At 53.8% G+C, this 23,653-nt stretch carries 21 protein-coding genes; 11 read left to right on the top strand and 10 right to left on the bottom strand.

Annotated features, from left to right (window positions below; genetic code table 11):
• Positions 1–40: 40 nt before the first annotated feature.
• On the top strand, positions 41–583 hold the full coding sequence (locus ACFOSD_RS12715) for a TetR/AcrR family transcriptional regulator (protein WP_380697101.1): 543 nt from the start codon (positions 41–43) through the stop codon (positions 581–583).
• On the top strand, positions 580–1,569 hold the full coding sequence (locus ACFOSD_RS12710; protein ID WP_380697099.1) for an NAD-dependent epimerase/dehydratase family protein: 990 nt from the start codon (positions 580–582) through the stop codon (positions 1,567–1,569). The genes ACFOSD_RS12715 and ACFOSD_RS12710 overlap by 4 nt, the downstream gene beginning before the upstream one ends.
• A 119-nt stretch (positions 1,570–1,688) precedes the next feature.
• Here ACFOSD_RS12710 and ACFOSD_RS12705 read toward each other — a convergent pair whose 3' ends face one another.
• From ACFOSD_RS12705 to ACFOSD_RS12685, 5 genes are all read right to left on the bottom strand, one after another.
• On the bottom strand, positions 1,689–2,834 hold the full coding sequence (locus ACFOSD_RS12705; protein ID WP_380697098.1) for a PQQ-dependent sugar dehydrogenase: 1,146 nt from the start codon (positions 2,832–2,834) through the stop codon (positions 1,689–1,691).
• Positions 2,834–3,325, bottom strand: a complete 492-nt coding sequence (locus tag ACFOSD_RS12700; protein ID WP_380697096.1) for a hypothetical protein — start codon at positions 3,323–3,325, stop codon at positions 2,834–2,836. The genes ACFOSD_RS12705 and ACFOSD_RS12700 overlap by 1 nt, the downstream gene beginning before the upstream one ends.
• A gap of 175 nt (positions 3,326–3,500) precedes the next feature.
• A complete protein-coding gene (pntB, locus tag ACFOSD_RS12695; protein ID WP_380697094.1) occupies positions 3,501–4,892 on the bottom strand; it encodes a Re/Si-specific NAD(P)(+) transhydrogenase subunit beta in 1,392 nt (463 codons plus the stop codon).
• 12 nt (positions 4,893–4,904) lie between these two features.
• The gene (locus ACFOSD_RS12690; RefSeq protein ID WP_380697092.1) at positions 4,905–6,473 is read right to left on the bottom strand and encodes a Re/Si-specific NAD(P)(+) transhydrogenase subunit alpha; all 1,569 of its coding nucleotides are present in this window, start codon (positions 6,471–6,473) and stop codon (positions 4,905–4,907) included.
• Positions 6,474–6,653: 180 nt separating this feature from the next.
• Positions 6,654–7,100, bottom strand: coding sequence for an RDD family protein (locus ACFOSD_RS12685; RefSeq protein WP_380697090.1), 447 nt, complete (start codon positions 7,098–7,100; stop codon positions 6,654–6,656).
• Positions 7,101–7,352: 252 nt separating this feature from the next.
• Between ACFOSD_RS12685 and ACFOSD_RS12680 the strand changes: the two genes are divergently transcribed.
• Positions 7,353–7,628, top strand: coding sequence for an ArsR/SmtB family transcription factor (locus tag ACFOSD_RS12680; protein ID WP_380697088.1), 276 nt, complete (start codon positions 7,353–7,355; stop codon positions 7,626–7,628).
• Positions 7,629–7,773: 145 nt separating this feature from the next.
• A complete protein-coding gene (locus ACFOSD_RS12675; RefSeq protein WP_380697086.1) occupies positions 7,774–8,148 on the top strand; it encodes a hypothetical protein in 375 nt (124 codons plus the stop codon).
• On the opposite strand, the gene ACFOSD_RS12670 is transcribed toward ACFOSD_RS12675, so the two are convergent.
• From ACFOSD_RS12670 to ACFOSD_RS12660, 3 genes are read right to left on the bottom strand one after another with little or no spacing between them, the layout of a single operon-like run.
• Positions 8,116–10,512: an ATP-dependent helicase C-terminal domain-containing protein gene (locus tag ACFOSD_RS12670; RefSeq protein WP_380697085.1), complete on the bottom strand. Its 2,397-nt coding sequence runs from the start codon at positions 10,510–10,512 to the stop codon at positions 8,116–8,118. The genes ACFOSD_RS12675 and ACFOSD_RS12670 overlap by 33 nt on opposite strands.
• Positions 10,513–10,516: 4 nt before the next feature.
• The gene (locus ACFOSD_RS12665) at positions 10,517–10,909 is read right to left on the bottom strand and encodes a hypothetical protein (RefSeq protein ID WP_380697083.1); all 393 of its coding nucleotides are present in this window, start codon (positions 10,907–10,909) and stop codon (positions 10,517–10,519) included.
• A gap of 19 nt (positions 10,910–10,928) precedes the next feature.
• On the bottom strand, positions 10,929–11,852 hold the full coding sequence (locus ACFOSD_RS12660; protein WP_380697081.1) for a histone deacetylase family protein: 924 nt from the start codon (positions 11,850–11,852) through the stop codon (positions 10,929–10,931).
• Between the two features lie 342 nt (positions 11,853–12,194).
• Here ACFOSD_RS12660 and ACFOSD_RS12655 point away from each other — a divergent pair, with 342 nt between their 5' ends.
• The 4 genes from ACFOSD_RS12655 to nudC all read left to right on the top strand — a co-directional run bounded on the left by ACFOSD_RS12655 (position 12,195) and on the right by nudC (position 16,416).
• Entirely contained in the window at positions 12,195–12,407 is a 213-nt protein-coding gene (locus ACFOSD_RS12655; protein WP_380697079.1) for a hypothetical protein, read from the top strand.
• A gap of 4 nt (positions 12,408–12,411) precedes the next feature.
• Complete coding sequence (locus tag ACFOSD_RS12650; protein ID WP_380697077.1) at positions 12,412–12,792, top strand: winged helix-turn-helix transcriptional regulator; 381 nt, start codon at positions 12,412–12,414, stop codon at positions 12,790–12,792.
• A gap of 118 nt (positions 12,793–12,910) precedes the next feature.
• A complete protein-coding gene (locus ACFOSD_RS12645; RefSeq protein WP_380697075.1) occupies positions 12,911–15,553 on the top strand; it encodes a bifunctional acetate--CoA ligase family protein/GNAT family N-acetyltransferase in 2,643 nt (880 codons plus the stop codon).
• A 38-nt stretch (positions 15,554–15,591) separates the two neighbouring features.
• Positions 15,592–16,416, top strand: a complete 825-nt coding sequence (gene nudC, locus ACFOSD_RS12640) for an NAD(+) diphosphatase (RefSeq protein ID WP_380697073.1) — start codon at positions 15,592–15,594, stop codon at positions 16,414–16,416.
• Between the two features lie 678 nt (positions 16,417–17,094).
• On the opposite strand, the gene uvrA is transcribed toward nudC, so the two are convergent.
• Positions 17,095–19,944, bottom strand: a complete 2,850-nt coding sequence (gene uvrA / locus ACFOSD_RS12635; RefSeq protein ID WP_380697071.1) for an excinuclease ABC subunit UvrA — start codon at positions 19,942–19,944, stop codon at positions 17,095–17,097.
• A gap of 145 nt (positions 19,945–20,089) precedes the next feature.
• On the opposite strand from uvrA, the gene ACFOSD_RS12630 reads away from it, so the two are divergent.
• From ACFOSD_RS12630 to ACFOSD_RS12620, 3 genes are all read left to right on the top strand, one after another.
• Entirely contained in the window at positions 20,090–21,448 is a 1,359-nt protein-coding gene (locus ACFOSD_RS12630) for an MFS transporter (RefSeq protein WP_380697069.1), read from the top strand.
• 4 nt (positions 21,449–21,452) lie between these two features.
• Positions 21,453–22,001 (top strand): single-stranded DNA-binding protein, encoded by a 549-nt coding sequence (locus tag ACFOSD_RS12625; RefSeq protein WP_380697067.1) that lies wholly within the window; start codon positions 21,453–21,455, stop codon positions 21,999–22,001.
• Between the two features lie 88 nt (positions 22,002–22,089).
• Entirely contained in the window at positions 22,090–23,292 is a 1,203-nt protein-coding gene (locus ACFOSD_RS12620) for a Bcr/CflA family efflux MFS transporter (RefSeq protein ID WP_380697065.1), read from the top strand.
• Here the strand turns inward: ACFOSD_RS12620 and ACFOSD_RS12615 are convergent.
• The gene (locus ACFOSD_RS12615; RefSeq protein WP_380697063.1) at positions 23,289–23,513 is read right to left on the bottom strand and encodes a hypothetical protein; all 225 of its coding nucleotides are present in this window, start codon (positions 23,511–23,513) and stop codon (positions 23,289–23,291) included. The genes ACFOSD_RS12620 and ACFOSD_RS12615 overlap by 4 nt on opposite strands.
• Positions 23,514–23,653: the final 140 nt, after the last annotated feature.

The raw sequence follows: 23,653 nt of genomic DNA, 5'->3' as shown, positions 1-23,653 counted from the left end.
ATGGTTTGACTGACTAGTCACTCCTATATACGATTGGCGTATGACTGATCGAAGAAACCAAATCCTAGATGCCGCAACATCTCTCTTCTTGGAGCAGGGTGTTAGTGTGCCCACAGCAAAAATTGCTAAAGCCGCCGGCGTGTCGAATGGCACGTTGTTTAATGTTTTCCCAACAAAACAAGCCCTGATTGATGCCATCTATACAGAAGCAAAGATTGGCATGTTCGCCAATATGCGCTATTGCGGTGAAGATCCTCTCACGAAGGTCACATTGCGTGCCAACTGGGATGGCTACATGAACTGGGCAAATCGATATCCTGAACGTCGTCGAGTCATGCATCTTTTATTGGATGCAGGCCTTGCCAGTGCTGATGCGCAAGCAGAAGTAAGTGCTGTGGTAGAGCCCCATGCTGCTTGGATATACATGGGGCTAGACCGCGGAATCATCCGAGGCCCAAGCGTCTCGTTCATTGGTCAATTGGTATTTTTCCATATTGACCTTGTTATCAATGAGCAGCTCGATCGTCAGGGTGAGAATCTAGCCTTTGAGATGCTATGCAACGCGATAGGACTGAACCCATGAGTAAAGTGTTTTTAACCGGTGCATCCGGCTTTATTGCCAAACACATTCTTCGAGAGCTGATCGAAAAAGGTTACTCCGTGCGTGCCTCGGTGCGGTCTGACCAAAGAAAGCAGGAACTTCAAGGCTTGTTCCCGACAGCGACCATCGAATTCTCCATGTTGGACCTGAACAAAGACGATGGTTGGCATGAGGCGCTTCAGGGTTGTGACGTGCTCATTCATACCGCTTCACCATTCCCGTTGAGCGAACCGAAAGACCCCGAGGAACTTATTCGCCCTGCCGTAGACGGCACGTTGCGAGCGCTACGAGCTGCGCAAGCCGCTGGTATCAAACGAGTGATTCTCACATCCTCTTGTGCTGCCATCTACAAGCAAGCAGACAAGCCAAAAATGCAACCGTCGACAGAAGCGAATTGGACAACACCGACCGACCCCTCGGTAGGCGCTTATGAGGCGTCTAAAACATTGGCCGAAAAAGCGGCTTGGGATTTCGTAGCACAGCATCCCGACATGGCACTCACCACCATCAATCCCGGTGCGGTATTCGGACCTCCGATGGATGCACGATATGGCTCCTCTCTCGAATTGGTTGAGCAACTTATGTCGGGCAAGATTCCAATGGCACCGCCCATGGATATGGTAGCGGTTGATGTGCGGGACGTTGCGCGTATGCACGTTGAGGCCATCGAGCTTGAGGCCACAAAAGGCGAACGATTTGCAGCGTCCAGTGGCGCATACCGCATCTTTGAGCTGGGTAGTATGCTTAAAAACTGGGATGCAACTCTTAAAACGCCCTCCCGAGAAGCACCCAGCTGGCTACTGAAAATCATAGGTCTGGTGTCTAAAGACGTGAAAATGGTTGCAGACAATATAGGTCGCACACTCGCCGTATCTGGCGATAAGGCTGAAAAAACCTTTGGCTTCAAATTTATACCGGTTAAGGATGCGTTAATAGCATCGGCTGAAGCTGTTAAATCGGCCAAATAACCGGGTTATCAGAACGCGCGCGAGCGTTTGCAAAGGTCCGAGCGCCAAATTGACATTGCTCGATCAAGGAACAATAAAAGCGCGCCAAGCTCTGATACCTAAGCCAAATGCCGGTTCACTCAATTCGGAGTGAGCCGCAATAAACGGCCTTCAGCGCTATCGGTCAGCACATAAATAGCCCCATCTGGCCCGACACGCACATCGCGTAAGCGTTCGTCCAAGTTCACCAGCAACCGTTCTTCGGTCAGAATTTGATTGCCGGTCCATTTCAGCCGGTGCAAGGCTTTACCCGCGAGCGCGGTGACGAATAAATGCCCGCGCCACTGAGGGAAAAGATCTCCGGTATAGACCGCTAGGCCCGAAGGTGCAATGGACGGTGTCCATGTCCACAGTGGTTCTTGCATACCCGCACGTTGCTGAAACGGTGTGACCATCGCGCCCGTATAATCCAATCCAGTGGTCACAATAGGCCAGCCGTAGTTATTACCGGCCTGAATTCTGTTCACTTCATCGCCGCCACGCGGGCCATGTTCGTGACTGATCACTTGTTGGGTGATGGGGTCGTAGACGATACCTTGCGGGTTGCGATGGCCCAATGAATACAGCTCGGGGGCAGCTTCAGGTTGATCTAAAAAGGGGTTGTCATTCGGTATTGAGCCGTCTTGTTCCACACGGACAATTTTGCCCAAGGTGTTGGTTCGATTCTGGGCCTGTTCGCGGTAATCGAACCCATCGCCGGTGGTCAGCAAAAGTGTTTGATCGGGCAAAAAGGCCATACGCCCGCCATAGTGGGCGCTACCTGCTTTGGCGGGCTGCGTGCGAAAGATTTCCTGCACCTCAGAAAGGCTGTCGTCAACGAAGCGTGCAGACGCCAAACACAGATGATTTGCTTGCTCGGTGCCACAACTGTAGCTGAAAAAGACACGCTGGCTGGTAGCGAAGTCAGGCGCGAGGGCAATGTCTTGTAGCCCACCTTGGCCGGAAACATAGATGTCTGGCAGGCCGGGTACGCGGCGGTCGAGCAATACGCCGTCCTGAGTGACCAAACGCAGATGGCCGGTACGTTCGGTAATCAGCATGCGCCCATCGGGCAGGAAAGTCAGCGCCCAGGGATAATTCAGCCCGGTGGTGATGACATCGATCTGTACGCGCTCGGTCGATGTTGGTTCTGTGGTCTGGGCATGACTCACGACGGGCAGAAAACCGAGCCCGGCCAAAAATACGAGCGTTGCGCCGAAAGGGCGTGACAAGATTGAGCAAAACATTAACGAAACCTCATTCTGATGTCGCCTTGTGGATCCCAGCCTTGGCGGCCCGTGCGGGTCAGACGGGCAAACACCCAACCGCCTACGACACCGGTCAGTACCATGCTGTACAAGCCAAGCGATGTGCGGGTAGCGGCGATTAAGGTGGGCATGGGTAAGACCGTATTGATGACCCAGAAAGCAACCCACAAGGCGCTGCCCCCCGCCAACGCGAAGATAAGGCCGCGCAGCGGAGAAAGTAAGCGCGCCAACACACCGGCCAGTAAAAAAGCGAAGAAAAACCCCGGAACGACCAAGATGGCAAATATGGGGCTGAAGTAGAGCAGATCATGTTGCGTGCTAGACCAGCGCACGGCCCAGTCGATATCAACGTCCATCGCGGCCAGCGCAGCCAGATTGAATTGGGTTTGCACGGCGCTGCCCAGGGCGGTTGTGCAGCCCACAGCGAGCACAAAGCTGAGGAAGCGGCGCAGTTTTCCGACGGTATGCATAGTGTTACGACCATGTGAATCCGAAAAGAATACGGCACGATAGCATGGTAGTTCGGGTGCTTCCAAGTGTGGGATGCGTGCACCCGCTAGAGTGCGGGTTTGCGGTAGGGCATGTCGTTTGGAAATAGGTTACCCAGCGCTCATGAAGCGCCGGATAACATAGGTCATCGAGCCGTTAGGAACTCAGTGTTTGCGCCAGTTTCTGCACGCTGTCTTTGGCGTCACCAAACAACATACGGGTGTTCTCTTTGAAGAACAGCGGGTTTTGTACGCCAGCGTAGCCAGTGGCCATGCTGCGTTTTAAGACCACGCATTGACGCGCCTTCCAAACTTCCAGTACCGGCATTCCAGCAATGGGGCTGTTGGGCTTTTCAATGGCGTCGGGATTGACGATGTCGTTGGCGCCGATCACCAACACCACATCGGTGGTTGGGAAATCTTCATTGATTTCATCCATCTCCATCACGATGTCATAAGGTACGTTAGCTTCCGCCAACAGTACGTTCATGTGGCCGGGTAAGCGGCCTGCGACGGGGTGGATAGCAAAGCGGACATTCTTGCCCTGTTTGCGCAACGTGGTAGTGAGGTCACTGACCGCACCTTGGGCCGTTGCTACCGCCATGCCAAAACCGGGCACAATGATCACGCTGTCGGCTTGCGCCAGGGTTTCACCCAGTTCTTCAATAGAGGTGGCAATCACATCACCGTGTTCTTCATCACTGCTGGCGGTGGAGGAGTCCGTACCAAAGCCACCCATGATGACGCTGATGAACGAACGGTTCATGCCTTTACACATGATGTAAGACAGAATCGCCCCACTGGAACCGACCAATGCGCCCACCACGATCAGTAGGTCATTTGACAGCATAAAGCCGGTGGCCGCAGCGGCCCAGCCGGAATAGCTGTTCAGCATGGATACCACAACGGGCATGTCGGCACCGCCGATGGCGGCAATCAGGTGGATACCCAGCAACAGCGCAATGGCCGTCATCACGATGATCAGTGCGGCGCTTTGCGGGTTTGGCTGTTGTGGTACAACCAACACCAGAATGATGAAGGTGATGATCAGCGCCACCAGATTCAGCCAGTGCCGGGCAGGCAAGGTGAGCGGTTTGCCAGAGATAAAACCTTGCAGCTTGCCGAAAGCGACCAAAGAACCGGTCAGCGTGATGGCACCGATGAAAATACCCAGATAAATCTCGGTATTGTGGATCACCATTTCCGCACCGCTGTAGTAGAAGTTGGGGTCGAGATAACTTCCCCAGCCAATCAATACTGCGGCTAAACCAACAAAACTGTGCAATAAGGCAACTAATTGTGGCATTGCCGTCATTTCAACGCGGCGCGCTAAAGCGAAGCCAATGATGGCGCCGATGATCATGGCGGTAGCGATCAGGCCATACGCCTGCACTGATGCACTCATCACCGTGGCGATGATGGCGATCAGCATACCGGTCACACCATACCATACGCCCCGTTTTGCGGTTTCTTGTGAACTCAACCCGCCCAGGCTGAGGATGAACATAATGGCGGAAAAAAGGTACGCCATTGAGATAGTGCCTATCATGAGTCGCTCTCCTTATTTCCGGAACATGTTCAACATGCGGTGCGTGACAAAGAAGCCACCCGCAATGTTGATACTGGTGACAAACACGGCAATGGTCGCCATGACGGGCACGATAACGCTGCCCTCAACGGAAACTTGCAGCAATGCGCCGACGATCACGATACTGCTGATGGCGTTGGTGACGCTCATCAGAGGCGTATGCAGGCTGTGTTTGACGTTCCAGATGACCTGCCAACCAACAAAAATCGACAGAATGAAAATAAAGAAGTGACCAACGAAATCCGTTGGTGCCACCGAACCTAAGCCCAACAATAGAGCACCCGCAATCGCCCAATACAGGGCAATGCTGCGACCGGAGATAGGTTGCTTTTCTTTCTTGGGTGCTGGTGGCTCTGCGGCTGCGGCGGGTTTCACGCCACCGTCTTGTCCACCTTTTGGTGGCGGAGGTGGCCAGGTGATTTCACCCGCATGCACCACGGTTGCACCGCGCTGCACTTCATCGTCCATGTTCAGGACGATCTCGCCGTTTTTCTCGGGTGTTAAGTCGGACAGCAGGTGTACCAGGTTGGTGGAATACAGTTGCGACGACTGAGCGGCTAAGCGGCTGGGTAGGTTACTGTAACCAATGATGGTAACACCGTGTTGCACCACCACTTCATCCGGCGAGGTCAGTTCACAGTTACCGCCATTGGCCGATGCTAAATCGACGATGACGCTGCCGTCCTTCATGGACTCGACCATGTCTTTCAGGATCAGCTTGGGCGCAGGCTTGCCGGGAATCAACGCGGTGGTGATGATGATATCCACTTCTTTGGCTTGTGCCCGAAAGAGTGCCATTTCGGCTTCGATGAACTCTTTGCTCATCTCTTTCGCATAGCCTCCCGCGCCGGTGCCGTCTTCGTTGAAGTCCAGCTCCAGAAATTCAGCACCCATACTTTCGACTTGGTCTTTAACCGCTGGGCGAGTGTCAAACGCGCGCACGATGGCGCCCATGGACTTGGCGGCCCCGATGGCAGCCAGTCCGGCCACACCGGCACCAATGACCATAACCTTGGCGGGCGGTACTTTACCGGCGGCGGTAATTTGGCCGGTGAAGAAGCGCCCGAACACGTTTGCGGCTTCAACCACAGCACGGTAACCCGCAATGTTGGCCATGGAGCTGAGTGCGTCCATTTTTTGTGCGCGTGAAATACGCGGCACGGCATCAATCGCTAATGCCGTCACGCCTTGTTCGGCAAAGCGCTTGAGAGTGTCGGGGTTTAAGGCGGGTTGTAAGAAACTGACGAAATAGCTGCCTTTTTTCAGCAGCGCGACTTCGTCGCCGTTTTTCAGGTCGGTGCGGACTTGTGGGCCATTCACTTTCAACAAAATGTCAGCACGCGAATAGACTTTTGCGGGCGTGACGATTTCAGCACCAGCGGCTTCATAAGCAGCATCGGCGAAGTTGGCCGCGGCACCGGCGTTACGTTCAATGACCACAGAGTAGCCCAGCTTGATCAGCTTCGATACGGAATCTGGCGTTGCAGCCACCCGATTCTCTTGCTTGCTGGTCTCTCTGGGAATGCCAATCGTTAAAGACATACGTTTTGCTCCCATGTGTTATTAGCGGAGGTCAGGCGCTCCTCCGTAGGTGTTGTGATGATACCTATGCAGTATCCACCTTTTTTATTTCTTGCTTAGCCAGTTGTCAGCTGTCCCTGAGCCGAGGCTCGGTCAGTTTTATCGTTATAAGGTGTAGCAGGTTAGCAGACTTGCTGCTTATTATTTGTTTTTTGGTATGAAGACAGTTGTGCTGTTCGATACACGTTCTGGCAGGGTGCGACGCTGCGGGTCCACAAATGCCCAGAAATAACCCAATCCGCAGAGCAGCACAGAAACGAGGCCGACGGTAAAGCGAAGCAGAATTTGCCGTGCGTTCAGTCGGTTGCCATCTTGATTTATGGCTTTGATGCGCCATGCTTTCATGCCGATGGTTTGGCCTGCACGTTGCCAGCTAAGGTACACATAACCAAACACGATGAATAACAAATAAACCTGAAAAGATATCGTGCTGGTGGCTACGGCATCGGCACCGGTCAACCAGTGATAAATGCCTAAATAAGGAAACGAGAGAATAATGAGTAAGCCGACCACCACCAATACGTCATAGAAAAAAGCCGCAAGGCGACGCCATTGCAAACGCACGAGTTCAGAAACCGAGGTTGTCATAAGGTGCTTTTAGGCCATGCTGGAACCAATTTGACCCGCGATAGTGCCGCAGAGGATTTCCGATGTAAACTGCTTTTCGGCGAAAAATTGGACACATTGAGGTGGAATTTTTGGCTAATAGCCTTGCTAGAATCCGCTGTTTGGGTGCAAAATAAGCGCCCACTTGATTAAATATTACTCATCATGGCGATTTCACAAGAACATCAAAACACTGATGTACATCTGACTTTGACTGCTGCGCAGATGGCGGCAATGGCAGAGAATGCAGCGGAAGCAGCCGCTTTACTCAAAACACTGGGTCACGAATGTCGACTAATGATCATGTGCATTCTGCTGGACGGCGAAAAAACCGTGTCCGAGCTCAATGCCCGTGTTCCACTTAGTCAGTCAGCATTGTCCCAACATTTGGCACGTTTGCGTGCGGAAGATCTGGTCAGCATCCGAAAGGAAGCGCAAATGGTGTATTACCGTTTGAAAAGCGACAAGGTCGAGCGCGTGATCGGTTTGCTGCACGACATGTACTGCTGATCTAACATCATTAGAATGATCTAATTGTCGGAATTTTGTCGACTGGTCGTCAAAATTCCGTTGTCACGTTTGACATCCCGTCTCTGACCCACTACTGTCTGGTTAAATATTGCTCAACTTAATGTCAATTAACCGGAGGGAGAGTATGTCGAGCCCTGCTTTATTGGACAATAACCCATTGGTCATGGATGAGCTTCCCCAAACGCCTGGGCGTCGCCGTTTGTCGGCGCGTTCTTGGGAAATCGTTTGGAATATTCAGATGCAGTCACCGTTACACAATCCCGATACGCTCCAAGGTTTTGTGCGCCAATACAACACTGATCAAGTGGTGTTTCGCACCAAATTACGTACTGCACAACGCTTGATGGTTGTGGTCACACTAGAAGATATGGACGACGAAATTTCAACCCGTATGTTGTTTGATTTGCTACGCGGTTTAGAACGTCAATATGGCCCTATTCAGACGATTGAAAACCGGCCCATCGAATTATGGCCGTTGCGCCAAGCCTCGTTTGGTTAGTCTCGTGGCAACGTGTGTCGATGGATTGTCCGGCCATGGATGGCGCGGGTAACGCCCGCGCATTTCTTTTCGGATGTCCGGGTAGGCGTTTTGCCAGAAGGTCGTTAAATCTCCTGTAATGGCCAGTGGGCGACCAGCCGGTGACAACAGATGTAAGGTCAGCGGTATACGGCCTTCCGCTATTTCCATTGTTGTAGCACCGAAAAACTCCTGCAATTTCCCTTCGATATGCGCACTGGTGGGCGTCGTGTCCGTCCGATAGTGGATGCTTACCTCGCGTCCACTGGGCAGCCTCAAGGTATTGGGTACAAGGCTATTCAATGCGCGCAGGTGCTCATGCCCCAGCCGATATTCTAACGCCGCCAGCCATGGCAATTGTTGTAGACGACTATCGGGCGAAAGAAAAGGCAGTAGCCATTCACCCAGGGTAGAGAGCAGAGCGTTTTCACCGAGGTCGCCGAAGGGTATCAGTTCGTGGTCCAGGGCAACTTGGGCGCGAATAAGCAATTGCGCAGCGGCTTCGGGCCAGTTGAAATGCCACAAGCCTTGCGCTGTAATTTCGGCCAAAATGGCGCTAGGGATATCTTGTTCAGACAGTGGCTCGCGCTCTACCGCCACCGTCAAGTTGCCTAATATCCATTGAGTTTCCCTAAACCAGCCTTTTCCCTGCTGCACGGTACGCGTGGTCGGTTGGCTCAGTGCCTTCTCTTGTGCTTTGGTCAATGTCAGCGGTAAGGCGAACCCAGAAATGCGTTTACCTTCGGGCGACAAGGTAACAAACACCGCCCACGAGCTATTAAGTTCTCTACATTCAGCGCTGATGCCCATGGTTAAACGATAACGTTCAGACGGCTGTTGCAGACCAATACGCTCCGGAAACAGGTGGGCAAAGCGCAACGCCAAATCTGCCAGTTCCACCTTTGGGCTTTCCGATAGGGCTAATTGCCGCAGCCAGCGCTGTTTCATCTGCTGCCAGTGTGGGTGTTGCTGGCTAAGTGCCTCCGCTCGAGTTAGCCATGCTTCATCCGAACTGATCATCTCGGGCATAAAATGCAGGCATAAGGCGAGGGTTAGTGCGGTACTTGGGATGGATGTTTGTGTGTGAAACGAAAGCAGCCAAACGGCGATGCGCGGCTCGGTGCCTAAACTGTTGGCTAATTCACCCTTCGGGCTGATTTTCCCGTTGGCCTGCAGTAAACCCCAGTGGGCAAGGCGCTCATGCGCCAATTGCAACGCGGGAAGTGAGGGCTTATCGGGCCATAGAAGCTGATTGGCAGGTGTGCCCCAATGCGCAATATATAGGGCGAGGGCGAGGGCGTCGGTGTGTACGATGTCTGGCCTTTCTGCGGGTGCCAAGGGTCGCTCTGCGGACCATAAACGAATGCAATTTCCTGCTAAAATTCGGCCCGCCCGGCCACGGCGTTGGTCCGCCGAGGCCGCGCTGATTTGACGAGTTACCAGGCGAGTAATACCGGATACCTGATCAAAGCTTGGGTAGCGCGCCAACCCGGAATCAATCACCCAGGTGACATCGGGAACGGTTAAGGCGGTTTCTGCAATATTGGTGGATAGAATGATGCGCCAACCGGAATCCGGATTAAGCGCGTTGGCTTGTTCCTCGGGTGGCACATTGCTGTGTAAGCGGCAGATGCTGCGCTCCGGGAACGTCTGGTGCAATGCTCTGTGGGTGTCTTCAATCGCTTGCCAGCCGGGTAGAAAAACCAGCACCGTGGCTTCTGGCGGCACCGGCGTTACCCGCAAGGCACGACAAACGCTTTGGGCTAGCCGCTCGCGGTCTTGGCTTGGCAGCCAGTGCGTTTGCACCGGAAATTGTCGCCCTTCGGCGCGCAAAATGGTGGGTACTTGCGCCCTTAAGGTTGGGTCTGGCGTGGCGGTCATCACAATGACGTTCAGTTGCTCACGCAGTACCAATAATTCTTGCAGCCAAACCCAGGCGAGGTCTTGTTGCACGCTGCGTTCGTGAATTTCGTCTAGGATTACGGTGTGCACACCCGGCAATTCCGGGTCATGCAACAACCGCTGTAAAAATATGCCGGGCGTCATCACGACCAAGCGGGCTTGAGGGCCAATTTGGCGTTCATAGGGTACTTGGTAACCCACCCAATGCGGTTTTTCTGACAGCTCACGAAGCCGCTTGGACACCGCCCGCGTGGCGAGAATGCGTGGTTGAATTAACCATACTTGCTGCCCGGCGGGGCAGCTTTCCATGGCCCAGAGCGGAATCAGCGTCGACTTCCCGGCACCGGGCTCTGCTTCTATCAGCAGTGGGTTTTTCCGGCGGTCGAGAAAAGCAGACTTGTGCTCATACAACGGGAGCTGCACAAGGTCGTGTGGTGCTGTCATACCGTCAGAGCACAGGCCCATAGGGTAAAAAGCGATTTTCAGTATTGGCTTTGATCCACCGCACCAATTCTTTGTCCGGGCTGCCAAATGCGGACTTGTGTTGCCGGAAAGCATGAATTACCGCAGATTTTGCCCCCGCATCACAGCCGCCAAGGTGGCTTTCCGCGAGCGTCATCAATTGCATAAAATGGCAGAGTTGTTGTGCGGTTAAGTGGGTAAGTACCGGCTCCCACGCATGCCAATCCAGGCTTATCCACTGTTGAATGGATTGCTTGTCAAGGTCATCCAAGCGCGCCAAATCAGCGGCAGAGGACCAGCTTTCGGCGGCCCAGTTGGCGACCCTTTGGGCATCGGGTTGGCTGGGTTTAGCGCTTGGGTCAAAGGTTGCAACGGTCATAGCATTCTCATACAGGTTGTTACCGCCCCATCAAGGCGGCTAGGTGAGTTTCGACACATTCGGCCAATGCTTGTACATCATACCCGCCTTCCAAGAAGCTGACGAGGCGGCCTTGGGCATAGGTATCCGCCTCCACCATAATGGCTTCCGTCAGCCAGCGGTAATCTTCGGTAGACCAGTTTAGCTCGCCGAGTGGGTCGTCTTCGTGGGCATCAAAACCCGCAGAAATAAAGAAAAACTCGGGCTGATGCGCCCGAATGGCGGCCCGCCACTCACGTTGCCACACATCGCGTATTTCGGTGCCATCGGTATCCGCCGCCAACGGCGCAAAATGCATGTGTGGATGCTCGGCCTGCCAGTGCGAGTTCGGGTAAAACGGGTGCTGAAAGCTGGACAGAAATAAGACGTCCGGGTCGTCGCGGAATATTTCTACCGTGCCATTGTCTTGGTGCACATCGAAGTCGATCACACAAATGCGCTTAATATGGTAGGTCTGGCGCAAATAGCGCGCCGCAATGCCGAGGTTATGAAAAAAACAAAACCCCATGGTGGTGGCGGGTTCGGCATGGTGGCCGGGTGGGCGGGTAGCGCAAAAGGCATTGCGGTAGAAGTGGTTCATAATGCCGTCCACCGCTTGAATGCCCGTACCCGCAGCGCGATAGGCCGCCTCCAAACTACCCGGACTCATCGCCGTATCTGGCCCCGCGTGAATCATGCCGTGTTGCGGTGCCAGTTGTTTAATCTGTTCCAAATAACGCGGGTGATGAATAGCCAACAAATGACGATCTTCCGCCCGGTGCGCGGTATAAATATCCAACTCCGCCCACAACGGCCCGCGCTCAAGGCGCTCAATGATCGCTGCTAAGCGGGCAGGGCTTTCTGGATGCTCCGGCCCCATGTCATGCGTTAGGCACGCGGGATGGTAGATGAAACCCGTCTTCATGGAGGTTCCTTAGCGCATTAGATACTGCGAGAGTATATAGGGTATTGGTGTGGTTAGAAATTGGGGACGACTATGTCGTACCAATCGGCCAGATGGGCCTTGGCTTCATGAATATTGACGGTTTTCATTGTGATTAGCTCCAAAATATGGCCAACATAGTAAGATACTAGGCCAGCTACTAAAAACCCACAAAAGCACCTGAAATAACTTATGCCTAATTACCAACCGCCATTCACTCTGACGAGTACCATTTTAAGCTTGGTTGCAGACATCGGCAGTGCGGTAGGTCAACTGACGGCCGAGTTCGAGTAAACTCAGTTGCACTTACGCAAAGTGAATCGCATGCGTACCATCCAAGGCTCGCTGGCGATTGAAGGGAACACGCTTTCTGTGCAGCAGATAACGGCGATACTGGACGGTAAACGCGTGTTGGCTCCGGTGAAACAAGTCCAGGAGGCCCGCAACGCTATAGCTGTCTACGAACAATTGCCACAGTGGCAGGCAGCAAGCGAACGTGATTTGCTGGCGGGCCGTCTTTACCAACATTCCGGTTGAAAGCATGGTCTACCAACATCAAGAAGGTTACTACCGTGCGATACGTGCAAGCACCGCCTTGGGCGAATCAGCCCCCTTCATAGAATTCATGTTGCAGATGATTTTAGCGGCAATGAATGAGGTGATTAATGATGAAGGTGTCGGTGTAAATGTCGGTGTAAATGTCGGTGTAAATGTCGGTGTAAATGACCGTGGCCTACCTGCGGTGCAACAACACATCTTGTCTCTGTTGCGAACATCACCGCAGATGACCATTCAGGCGTTGGCGGATGCCACAGGTAAATCGAGTCGCACCATTGAGCGCCACCTTAAATCGCTGCGTGAAGCTGAGGCTATTGAGCGCGTTGGCTCGGATAAAACCGGAGTTTGGCACGTGCTTTGGTGACTTTTACAGGGCTATTCAAGGTATCGGTATGCCCCGAAAACCCATCTTCACATTGCACCCACTAGCGCTTTCGGCTTTACTGTTAAGCACACACCCAGAAGCCAGAATGATGTGATGCATGGCCGACCTTGACGCGTTTTTCCAACCCAAGTCCATTGCTGTTTTAGGTGCGTCCGAACGCGACGGCAGCATGGGTGGGTTGGTGCTCCGTAACCTACAAGCCTCTGGCTATCCGCATCGTATTTTGGCAGTGAACCTGAAACGCTACGAAACCGTTTATGGTGTTAAGTGCATCTATCAAATTCGTCCGCAAGACCAGATTGATTTGGCCGTCATTTGTTTGCCCGCGAAGGCATTGTTGCGCGCTATAAAAGGTGCTGCTGAAGCGGGTGTTAAGGCTGCCTTGGTGCTTTCCGGTGGGATGGCGCGCGATCAATTGGGGCCGCGCACCATGCGCCGCATGACGGGGCTAGCGCGCCGCTGGGGCATTCGCTTAATGGGGCCGAACAGCCTTGGCGTTATCGTGCCATCGTTCAATATGAACGTGTCGTTTTCGCACATTCAGGCCAAGCCGGGCAGCATCGCTTATGTGGGTATGTCGTCCGCCTTGGGGTCAGCATTGTTGGATTGGGCGACCGGCCGTGGGTATGGTTTTTCGCACTTCGTGACGGTGGGCGCGCGCGCCGATGTCAGTTTAAGCGATGTGGTGGATTATTTAGCGGAAGACCGGCGGGTTAAAGCCATTTTGCTGCATGTTGAAAACATTCGAAATGCGCAGCGCTTTATGACGGTGTTGCGAGCTGCCTCAAAAAGCAAAAAAGTGTTGGTGCTCAAAACAGACTTGCATACGCCGGTGCCGCCCGGCTTGGCATCGCGTGACCGGTTAGACCCTGCCTACTTTGACCGGGCAGGCGTTTTGTTGGTCGATAACATACAAACCTTGCTCGGCGGGGTAGAAACATTGGTGCGTTCAAAGCCTTTGTATTCCTACCGGGTGGCGCTGCTGGGCAATGGTCTCGGGCCGGTACTGCTGGCCGAGCAAGAGCTGGTACGCCAAGGGGGGTTGTTGGCACAGCTCTCGGGGTTGCCGCAGAACCTGTTGGAGCAAACTCTGCACGGTAACCGCACCCAGCACAATCCGTTGGTGTTACCGGCCAGTGTCAGCCCCGAGTTTGTGCGCAGCATGTTGAGTGCCATTGACCAACTTCCTGACATTGGTGCAAAAATACTGGTGTTGGTGCCGAGCGTGAAGTTGGATGTGAATGGCGTGACCGATGTGCTGCTGGAACATCATCGCCAATCCCGACGCACCCTGATGGTGGTGTGGATGGGTGAAGCGACCGTCGGTAGGGCTCGCCAGCGTTTGGATGAGGCCGGTATTCTGAATTTTGATATGCCAGCGGATGCGATTGTGGCGTTTTCGACCATTGTGCAGCATGAAAAAGTCCAAGCGAATTTGCGCGGCACGCCGGAAAAAACCACTCTGGCACTGCCTGCACCCGAGCAACTGCAAGCCTTTGACCGGGCGAAAGAGGCCACAGCACCGCAGGCGTTAAGTTGGGATGATACGCGAACACTGCTGCAACTGTTTGGGTTTGATCTCAATGGCTCCACTTTTTATCCCACGCAGGAAGCGCTGGCAAACCACCCTATTCAGGCCGGGCAACCCCAGTCAGTGCGTTTGTTGCACCAATACTATCTGCACCCTTTTGCCTACAGTGGTGACCCCCAACGGCGCTGGCGGGCGGTATCCGTCGACATCAACACGCGGGCGCAATTACAGGACGCCGCTGAACGCTTGAAAGCGGACTGTACCCTGCATTTTCCCGACAGCACCCAACTTGGTTTTGTGGTGCAGCCGATGCGCCGCCGTTTGGATTCGCTGCAGTTCAGTTTGGGGATCACCCGCGATTCGGTCTATGGCCCGATCCTGTTGTTTGGCCGCGGTGGCACCTCGGCCAATGTGCGGGCCGATCGCAACATGGCTTTGCCGCCGTTGAACCGTACGCTGGCGCGCATGATGATGCGTGAAACGCACGTTTATCAGCTGCTGCAAGAGCATTGCCGACTGCCATTGGTGGCAGAGGATACGTTGCTACATGCCTTGATGCGTCTGTCGGCCATGGCGGAGCAGTGCCCTTGGTTGGTCGGTTTGGAAATGAATTTGATGCTGGAAGGGGATGACCGCTTAGTGGTGTTGGGGTCTGCAGCAAACGTCGGCCTGTGGGTGTCACCTGCCATTCCGGTCTTTCCGCGCGAATGGATAACCCGGCTGGAACGCAAAGATCAGCATTTTATCCTGCGCCCTATTCGCGCCGAAGATGAACCGGCCATGAAAGTGCTGTTTGAAAGCCAGCCGCCGGAAGCCCTGCGCCTGCGTTTTTTTGGTAGCCGGTTAAATTTCGAACATCGTGAACTGGCGGCCATGTGTCAGGTCGACTATCACCGAGAAATGGTGTTGGTTTTAGAGGCTGAAAATGGCACCTTGGTGGGCGAGGTGCGCGGCCTGACACGGTTGGGTAAGGTGATCAGCATGGAGTTCGCGGTGCTCTTGGATCGAAGCGTACAGAAGAAGGGGTTGGCCATTGCCATGCTGGCACAATTGGAAGCCTTTGCGCGCACCCAAGGCGTTGAATTAATGCGCGCCGAAATGCTGCATGAAAACACCGGTATGAGAAACTTAGGCCTCAACAGTGGCTACGCGATCGCGCATCAAGACGCCGACATGGTCACCATTGAAAAGTCGTTATTGCAGCTCTGAATATGTTTAGGCTTTCAGTATAAAAAGTAGGACGTTTGATGCTATATGATCTCAACCCGTTAACTTGGGAACTTAATGCCCCGCCTGAGACCATTCCGGCGCAATCGCGCGTGGTGATTGTGCGCGGACAGGATGTGTTGTCCACGCAAGCCGACCACTGGCAGCCTCCTCAGTTGGTGGATATGGGCTTGGCTGAAGAACCTATTTGGTTGGGTTATGTTGAAGCACGGCCATATTATGCTGTGCAATGGCCTGAAGAAGTGATTGCGCCGCAGGGCCATTACTGGATTCCACTGCGTGATTTATTGTTATTGTCGGAACAAGCCTTCGCGGTGGCCAGCCGCGCCGCGCAATTGGTCACTTGGTTACGCCAACATCAATATTGCGGCCAATGCGGGAGGCAAACCCGGCGCGCCTATGAAGAGCATTATTTGGCGTGTGACCCATGTCGCCTGCGCTTTTATCCGCGGATTCATCCTTGCATCATTGTCTTGGTGACCCGTGGTGATGAAGTACTGTTGGCGCAAGGAGTGCGGCAACAGAAGTCGGGGTATTACAGCACCTTAGCGGGCTTTATGGAGGTGGGCGAGTCGGTTGAGCAAGCCGTGCATCGGGAGGTTTTCGAGGAAGTCGGGTTGCGGATTACCAATTTGCGTTACATCAATAGCCAGACTTGGCCCTTTCCAAATCAGCTGATGCTTGGCTTTTTGGCCGATTACGCGGATGGTGAGTTTGTGTTGGAACCCACCGAGATTGTCGATGCGCGCTGGTGGCCGTTGGATAATTTGCCGAAGCGGCCACCCAGCGGGTCGATCAGTGGCTATCTCGTGGATACCTATAAGCGCGAACGCGGTTATCTGTAGGGGTCATTCACGAATGACCCGCCATGCGTTTACCCTAGCATGGGAATTCGGGGTATGCCTATGCCCCTGGCCTAAACGAATTCGGTGAGTACAAAAAAGGCAGCCCGGTATTTGCTAAAAAAAGAGGGGTAGCCATCCTTGGCTCAGCGTTAATCCTTCTACCTGTGTCTGCGAACTGATGCGTTTCCTTTTGCATGCCGGCAAATCCTTCGCAGGCAACTTCCCTGAGGTGGAGCATCCTTCACCCGCTCGCTTCAACGGGGGTTAGAATAACACCCTTATTTTCCCCAGCACCATAGTGAAACCTGACGATTTTGGGGGTGGAAAATCGTCAGGTTTCACTAGATTAGAATATACGAAAATAATAATGTTAATGGAAATAAACGTAAATATATCAATAGCTTAATAGAATTTAAGTAAGTAGTTTGTAGAATATTCTTGCGTGATCGGTCGAGAAAATAATTTTCAGGGTTTTGAGTGCCCTGAGGGGTGATCTTTCGATCAGCGACGAGGTTGAGCAGGGCTGTGCGACAAAGAAAGCTTTATACGCTGAGTGCGAAAAAGCTCTGCCCGCGGGCGTAGGGTGTGTGCCTCAAGGCGCGCCTTCCGGCCTGCCGTGAAGCGCCGGAGGCACACCCCGAAAGCCCAGCCGGGATACGCCGCCAGCATCAACGAACATTAAGCCAACACATGCTCTTTTGCCTGCGCCAACAACGGGGCGAGGAACTTCCCGGTCAGCGAATGCGGCATCGCCGCTATAGCTTCAGGGGTGCCAACACCAATGATCTGCCCGCCACGAATACCGCCCTCTGGGCCGAGGTCCACTACCCAATCGGCCGTTTTCACCACATCCAGATTGTGTTCGATAACCACAATGGTATTGCCACGATCACGCAGTTGATGCAGTACCTGTAACAACTGCTTAATGTCGTGGAAATGCAAACCGGTGGTGGGCTCGTCCAGAATGTACAGCGTTTTCCCCGTATCACGCTTTGACAGTTCTTTCGCCAGTTTAACCCGTTGTGCTTCACCGCCTGAAAGTGTGGTGGCTGACTGGCCAAGTTTTACATACGACAGGCCCACATCCATCAGCGTTTGCATTTTGCGCTGCAGAGCCGGGATGTTGGTAAAAAACGCATTGGCTTCTTCTACTGTCATGTCCAGCACTTCATGGATATTTTTGCCTTTGTACAGCACTTCTAACGTCTCGCGGTTATAGCGTTTACTCATACACACGTCGCAGGGTACATAAATATCCGCGAGAAAGTGCATTTCGACCTTGATCACGCCATCGCCTTGGCACGCCTCGCAGCGTCCACCACGTACGTTAAAACTGAAGCGGCCCGGCGTATAGCCGCGTGAACGGGCTTCTTGGGTGGCCGCAAACAACTCACGCACCGCGGTGAATATGCCGGTGTAGGTCGCGGGGTTCGAGCGAGGTGTCCGGCCAATGGGGCTCTGGTCTATATCCACCACCTTGTCGAAATGCTCTAAGCCCAAAATGCGCTGGTGCGTGCTGGCACGCAACGTCGTGGCATTGTTCAGAGCCGTGGCGGCGAGTGGGTACAGTGTGCTGTTGATCAGGGTAGATTTGCCCGAGCCTGATACGCCGGTCACGCAGGTGAATAAACCGACCGGAATTTCCAGTGTGACATTCTGCAAATTGTTGCCGTTCGCGCCTTCTAAGCGCAATACATGGCCTTTCGGGAATGGGTGGCGCTCGTGTGGTACATCTATGCGTTGTTTTCCTGACAAGTATTGGCCCGTTAAGGATGCCGGATTGCGCATCACCTCGTCGGGCGTGCCACAGGCCACCACTTCACCACCATGAACGCCCGCGCCGGGGCCTATGTCTAGCACGTAGTCGGCAAGGCGAATGGCGTCTTCATCGTGCTCAACCACCAAAACGGTGTTGCCCAGGTCACGCAGATGGCGAAGCGCGTCGAGCAAGCGTGCGTTGTCGCGTTGGTGCAAGCCGATGGAGGGCTCATCCAAAATGTACATAACCCCAACCAAGCCGGCGCCAATTTGGCTGGCCAGTCGGATACGTTGCGTTTCGCCACCGGACAGGGTGTTAGCGGAGCGGTCAATGCTGAGGTAATCCAAGCCAACATTCACGAGAAACGATAAGCGCTGGCGAATTTCTTTGAGGATTTTATCCGCAATTTCACCTTGTTTTCCCGGTAACGCCAGTTGCTCGAAATAGGTGTAAGCGTCACCAATGGGCATGTGGGTGATGGCGGGCAAATTGTGGTTGTCGACAAATACATGGCGCGAAGATTCCTTCAAGCGCGAGCCGTGGCAGTCCGGGCAAGGTTGCTCGGTGAGGTATTTGGCAAGGTCTTCACGCACGGAGGCCGATTCGGTCTCGCGGTAGCGGCGCTCCATATTGGGTAAAACGCCTTCAAAAGGATGCGAGCGTTCTACCGTATCGCCCCGGCTGTTGACGTAGCGAAAGCGGATTTTTTCAGCACCCGTACCGCGTAATACGCGGTCTTTAAAGCGCTCGGGAAGCTGTTCCCAGTCTTTGCTTAAATCAATGCCATCGTGCTCCGCTAAGGCTTCGAGCATAGAAAAATAGTAGATGCTGCGCCGGTCCCAGCCAGAAATAGCACCTTCCGCCAAGCGTAAATGCGGTCCTTGGACGACTTTATGTTCATCAAAATACTGCTTTACGCCCAAGCCGTCGCAGGTCGGGCAGGCGCCCGCCGGGTTGTTGAACGAAAACACCCGTGGTTCCAGTTCAGGGATAGAGTAGCCACAAACGGGACAGGCAAATTTGGCCGAGAATATCAGTGGGTCAGGGCCGTCGTCGTCCATCGACATGATGATGGCGACATCGTCCGCCAGGGCCAAGCAGGTTTCGAACGATTCTGCCAACCGCAAGCGCAGATCATCACGTACTTTAAAACGGTCGACCACCGCTTCAATGCTGTGTTTTTTCTTTTTGTCGAGTTCAGGGACGTCATCGAGATCACATACCAAACCATTGACTCTGACGCGCACAAAGCCCTGCGCCCGAAGTTGCTCGAACACATGTAAGTGCTCGCCCTTGCGCTCTTTCACAATGGGGGCCAACAACATCAAGCGCGCGCCTTCCGGCAGCGCCATCACTTGGTCGACCATCTGGCTGACGGTTTGTGCGGCAAGCGGTTCGCCGTGTTCCGGGCAACGCGGTTCCCCGGCGCGGGCGAACAGCAGACGCAAATAGTCATAAATCTCGGTGGTGGTGCCTACCGTAGAACGCGGGTTGTGCGTGGTGGTTTTCTGTTCGATGGAAATAGCAGGCGACAAACCCTCAATGTGATCAACATCGGGTTTTTCCATCATCGACAGGAACTGCCGGGCATAGGTGGACAATGACTCGACATAGCGCCGTTGACCTTCGGCATAGAGCGTATCGAATGCCAGGGATGATTTGCCTGACCCACTGAGGCCGGTGATGACCACTAACTGATCACGCGGGATCGACACATTGATGTTTTTCAGATTGTGCGTGCGGGCACCCTGTACGTCGATGTTCTTCATAAGCCTCTGGTACACTCAATAGGATCGGGAATAATACTGGAATGATATACAGTCTTCCAGTCGGCCTTTCGATGTGTCGCAAAGGTCGCCATTTTGTTGCCACATCATTACACTAAGCGCCCCAAATTCGCGCTAGGACCTATCTGTGCCATTACGCACCGTTATCTCGATCAGTTTGATTTATATGACTCGGATGCTGGGTTTGTTCATGGTGTTGCCAGTGTTGTTTGTACTGGGGCAGGACTATCCCGGCGCGACGGCCACCACGCTAGGTTTGGCCTTGGGCATCTATGGGCTCACGCAGGCGAGCTTGCAAATTCCATTGGGGGTATTGTCGGATGTCATTGGCCGCCGACCGATTCTGGTGGTGGGTTTGTTGGTGTTTGCGGTGGGCAGTGTCGTAGCGGCACTGGCGGACCATGTTGTGTGGTTGGTGGTGGGTCGTGCGTTGCAAGGTGCGGGGGCTATATCCAGCACACTGCTGGCGTTGTTAAGTGATCTTACTCCTCCCAAATTCCGCACCCGTGCCCTTGCGGTGGTGGGTATCAGTATTGGGGCGTCGTTCAGTTTAGCCATGGTGGTGGGGCCGTTGGTCGCCAATGCGTTCGGGTTGTCGGGCGTGTTCTTTTTTACCGCTGTGTTGGCGTTGGGCAGCATGGTGCTGGTGTTCAGCTTGCCGGTTCCGGTGCGGCACAGCGAACATGGATATCAACGCTGGCAGGCCAGTGCCATGCGCCCGGTGTTGGCGGAACGCAGTTTGTGGACGCTCAATCTCGGCGTATTCTTTTTACATGCCATTCTTGCCAGTACGTTTTTGTATTTGCCGCAGCAGTTGTCGGAGTTGGGATTGAGCCTGGCCCAGCAAGGTTGGCTGTATTTGGTGGTGGGTGTTCTGGCCTTTGTGGCCTTGGGCCCCATGATGGGGGTGAGCGAAGGCCGGGGCTTGCCCAAACCCATGCTGTTGTTGGCGCAGGTGCTCTTGGCGGTCGGGATCGGCTTGATGTTTTGGGGTGGCATGGGGATGGGCACTCTCGTGGTGGCGATGGCGTTATTTTTCGTCGGGTTTAATTTTCTTGAAGCCAGCCTACCTTCATGGTTAAGCCGTATGGCACCGGTGGCCCAGCGCGGAACAGCCATGGGCTTCTTCTCCACCGCGCAATTCTTGGGCGCAGCGGCCGGTGGAGTTGTCGGTGGGCAGGTAATAGACCGCTGGGAAATGACCAGTTTGGGTACCGCTGCATTGATCTTACTGCTGATATGGTTCATGCTCACACTCCTTCAAGCACCGCCACCTTTAACCCGGCAACTGGTGCTGAATCTCAGTGATATTCCCGCAGCGCGGCATAACTCGTTACCGGTTTGGCAAGAGCAATTAGCGGCGTTAGACGGTGTTTTGGATGTCCATATTGATGAGCAAGAAGGGTCCGTAATGCTACGGGTGTCCCGACATGAATTTGATGAGACTGCTTTGATGGCAGCGCAAGATAACAGGAAGGCGGATTAGAACCATGGCAAAAGGTACAGTAAACAAAGTGATCATTCTTGGCCGCTTGGGCCAGGACCCTGATGTTAAAGCAACGGCCAGTGGCATGCAGGTGGCAAACTTAAACGTAGCGACCAATGAATTGGGCTCGAAGAACCCTGATGGCACGCGCGGCCCGGACCAAACCGAATGGCACCGCTGCACCTTGTTCGGTCGTCAGGCCGAAATTGCCGCCCAGTATTTAACCAAAGGTTCACTGGTTTATTTGGAAGGACGCTTGCAGACTCGTAAGTGGCAGGATCAAAACGGTAATGACCGTTGGACGACGGAAATCGTCTGTAACGAAATGCAGTTGATGGGTGGCGGCAACCAAGGCGGCGGCAACCAGGGCGGTCAGTCTTACGGTGGCTCACAAGGCGGTGGTTATGGCAACCAGCAAGGCAACAACAATCCGTTCAACCAGCCGAACCAAGCGCCGCCACGGCAGCAAGCCCCACAGCAGCAGGCTCCGCAGCAACAAGCCGCACAGCCTACCAGTTCCTTTGATGATTTCGATGACGACATTCCTTTTTGAGCCAAGGCCTCTTCAGTACTATCACAGGCTTGATCATTGAGGCGTTCGTGCCTCTGCAAGCCTGTGAGTCTTAGCTAAGGAATTCATTGTGTCTATATCGCCTGCCGTACTCGTGGTTGCTCTCACCTTGCTGTTGGGGCTGCAACCACTGAGTACTGACCTCTATCTGCCTGCGTTGCCAGCGCTCACTACGACCTTCGGCGGCACCATGGTACAGGCACAGTTGACCTTGTCATCCTTGCTGTTGGCATTTGGCGCATCACAACTGATTTGGGGGCCGATTTCCGACCGCGTTGGGCGGCGTCCCATTTTGATCATCGGCTTAAGTTTGTACACCCTGTCGGCCATCGGCAGCAGTTTCTCTTTTTCGATGGAAAGTTTGATTGCCTGGCGGGTGCTACAGGGCGTTGCGATGGGTGCGGCCATTATGGCCGCTCGTGCCTTGGTGCGGGATTGCTTTGATGATCCTATCATGGCGGCCAAGGTCATGAGCCAGGGATTATCCGGCCTGGGTGTGGTGGCGTGCGTCAGTACGCCGATCGGCGGTTTATTGACCGACTTGTTTGGCTGGCGTATTGCCTTGTTGTTTCTTGCCGTGGTGGGCAGCGTCGCCTTGGGTTTGATTCTGTTGAAAATTGATGAAACCTTGCGGGCACCGAAGCTCGATGCCTTGCGACCAAACGTATTGCTGCATACGTGGAAGTCCATTTTGGCGAATCATACGTTTTGGTCGTTTGCGCTCTTGCAGTCGGCAACCTATGCCGGTTTGTTTGTGTTTTTAGCCACGTCGTCCTTTGTGTTTATTCAGATCTTGTCGTTGTCGTCGTCCGTCTACGGTTTATTGATGTTTACCATGTCGGCTTCCTACATCAGCGGTACTTTGTTATGCCGTCGATTGTTGTTGCGCTACTCGGTGCAGCGCACGGTGGCCATTGGCGGTGTCTTTGCGCTGGTCGGTGGCACCTTGATGGGTGTGTTAGCTTTGGCGGGTATTCAAGCCGTGTGGTCGATCATGTTACCGCTCTACATCTATATGATTGGTCATGGCATTAACCAGCCCTGTGCTCAAAGTGGAGCCATGGGGCCATTCCCACGCTCTGCCGGGGCGGCTACGGCATTGAGCAGTTTCATTATGGTGATTTTTTCGTTCTTCATCGGTCAATGGTTAGGGGTGCGCATGGACGGTACGGTAATGCCGACCGCCTTAGGGATTTGGGTCAGCGGCGTTGCGGTAGCGGTGGTAGCGTGGGGCTTTGTGGTGCGTATACCCTTGCCGCCTAAAACGGCCTAGGTTTCGTCATCGTCCCAGGTACGCTTGCGTTTAGGGCGGTATATTTTCCGGTCCCGATACCAACCGATGATGTAACAACATACCCCCAAGGGTAACAGCATGATTGATGGTTTGGGGAAAAGACCTGCGGTATCAATGGGCAGCGCAATAACGCCGAGCAAGACGAAGACCATGCCTACGCGCGTAAATGCCGACGTCAGTTTGGGTTTGCGAACACGCATAAGTCACGTTTCTCCATGTTCAGTTATGTCATTGTGTGTCGAGATCCCGAGATTGTCCAATTCTTGCTTAAATTCCCCACGTGAACTCTGTTCTGGCGCTGCGCTCTGGGTTACATTACTTGGACGAACTTTAGTAATCA

Origin of the sequence: Salinispirillum marinum (assembly GCF_042650105.1) — a bacterium.
GTDB lineage: Bacteria > Pseudomonadota > Gammaproteobacteria > Pseudomonadales > Natronospirillaceae > Salinispirillum > Salinispirillum marinum.
Note: the sequence above shows the minus strand (reverse complement) of the source record. Positions and strands in the feature narration are given on the sequence as shown.